Source organism: Pseudomonas sp. K5002 (assembly GCF_013386655.1).
In the GTDB taxonomy this organism is placed as follows: Bacteria; Pseudomonadota; Gammaproteobacteria; order Pseudomonadales; family Pseudomonadaceae; genus Aquipseudomonas.
Genome location: NZ_JACARK010001391.1, coordinates 1 through 2164, shown reverse-complemented (window position 1 = coordinate 2164; position 2164 = coordinate 1). Strand labels below are relative to the sequence as shown.

Annotated in this window: 2 protein-coding genes; both read left to right on the top strand. The window is 65.7% G+C overall.

Going from position 1 to position 2164, the window contains the following annotated elements; translation table 11 throughout:
* Positions 1–1986: DUF2339 domain-containing protein (locus HX846_RS36640; protein ID WP_178967393.1), on the top strand; the 1986-nt coding region annotated here is incomplete at its 5' end.
* A partial coding sequence (locus HX846_RS36635; protein WP_178967392.1) for a DUF3999 family protein occupies positions 1986–2164 on the top strand: 179 nt, incomplete at its 3' end. The genes HX846_RS36640 and HX846_RS36635, both read left to right, overlap by 1 nt.

Genomic DNA, 2164 nt, shown 5'->3' with positions numbered 1-2164 from the left:
GAATTGCGCATTGGCGAGACCAGCCTGCTGGACGGTGCACCCTTGGGTGCGTTGTTGCTGGGGGCGGCCTTGCTGTTCAGTTTCGACCAGTTGCGCAAGGCGCCGGTGGAGCACGCGGCGCAATGGGAGCGTCGAGGCTTGCCGGTATTGGCCAGTGTGGGCCTGGGCTTCTTGTACCTGCTCGCACCGTTGCTGCTGTGGACCCAGGGCACGGCCATCAGTTGGGCGCTTGCCGGTCTTGCGACCTTGCTGGTGGGCCTGCGCATCGGCTCGCGTACGTTCCTCTTCACCGCGTTTGCCGTGCAACTGCTGGGTGGTGCGCTGTTCCTGCTGCGCCTGCAAGCGGGGGCTGATTCAGGCGCGGTGTTCAGTGCGGGCTGGAGCGGCTTGCTCACCGCATCGCTGATTGGCCTGGCATTGATCGGCGGCATGCTGCTGGCCGCGCGGGACACCATGGTGCGCAGCGATATGCGGTTGTTGCGTGGCCTGTCGGTGGTGTTGCTCGCCGGGTTGGTGCTGATCAACCTGGCGGTGCTGTTTGTGCTGCCGTGGGAGACCGCCAGCGGCGTGTGGGCGGCCAGTGGTTTGTTGATCATCTGGCTGAGCCTGTACCTGCAACAGCGCGTCAGTTTTGTCTTCGGGTTGTTGCTGCAAGTGATCGGCGGCGCTTCGTTCCTGATCGCGGTGCCGGACCTGCTCGGGCCGCTGACCAGCGAGGGTTTGCGTCCTTTGGGCCATAGCGGTTTCTGGACGCCAATGGTGCTCGGGCTGGCGGCGCTGGTCGGTGCCTGGCGCTTGCAGCGCAGGCCTCATGCGCCGGTGTTCGAGGCGTTGAGTTTGCAGCGGCTGTCCGACGTGCTGCTGGTGTGGGGTGCGGGTTGGTGGACGCTGGCGTTGGTCAGCGAAGTGCTGCGTTTTGCACCGTCGATGCTGCAAGGCACCTGGCTGTTGGCGGTAGCGGCGGTGAGTGTGGCGATCTGGGCGGTATTGGCCCTGAGGCTGCAATGGGCGTCGCTGGGCTTGCTGTGCACGCTGTTGATGCCGGCGGTGGGCGTGGTGTTGCTGGGCGCGTGGGGCTCGCGTTATCACCCGGCGGCGAACTTCGCCTGGCTGGCATGGGCAGCGGTGTTTGCGGTGCACTTCGTGTCGCTGCGACGCCTGGCTTCGGTCATTCCGGAGAAAGCCCTGAGCGCCGCGCATGTGCTTGGTTGCTGGCTGCTGATCGGCGTGCTGGCGCTGGAGCTGCGCTACGGCCTGTTGCTGCTGTCCGAGGAATACAACGCCTGGCGCTGGCTGGGCTGGGCGATCCTGCCGAGCCTATACCTGGTGCTGGCCGCCGCGCCACGCAGTTGGCCGTGGCCGGTGTCGGCGTACCCGCGCGAGTACCGGTTGTATGCCGCGTTGCCGCTGGCGGTGTTGATGCTCGGCTGGTTCTGGCTGGCGAATATCTTCAGCGACGGCACCGCCGAGCCGCTGCCGTATGTGCCGCTGCTTAACCCGCTGGATATTGGATTGCTATTCGCGCTGTTGGGTGTGTACCTGTGGTCCCGCAGTGCCGCACCGCAACGCGGGCCGCGCGCCGAACTGGTCGCCCAGGCGGTCTCCGGTGTCTCGTTGTTCGCCTTCTTCACTGCGCTGGTGATGCGCACGGCTCATCACTGGGGTGGCGTGCCGTTCCATCTGGATGCGTTGCTGGAGTCGATGCTGGTGCAGGCCGGGCTGTCGATAGTGTGGACCCTGATTGCCCTGAGCCTGATGATCGGCGGCCATCTGCGTCACCGGCGTGAGGTGTGGCTGATCGGTGCGGCATTGATTGCCGTCGTGGTGGCCAAATTGTTCTTCGTCGAATTGAGCAACCGCGGCGGGCTGGCGCGGATCGTATCGTTTATCGGTGTGGGCGGGCTGTTGCTGGTGGTGGGCTATTTCGCCCCGCTGCCCCCCAAGCGCCCCGAGCCGGTGGTTGAAACTGAAGGAGTGGCCTCTTGATGGGCAAGCTGAGTGTGGCGCTGTTGGGGTTGTGCACGACGTTATCGGCCTGGGCCCAGGAGACGCCCGCCGATTTCACCACGCGGGTGCCGCTGACGGTCAGTGGCGAAGGCCCGTGGTACCGCCTGGAACTGCCGCTGGCGGTGCAATTGAGCGCGCGTCAGGCCGACCTGGGTGA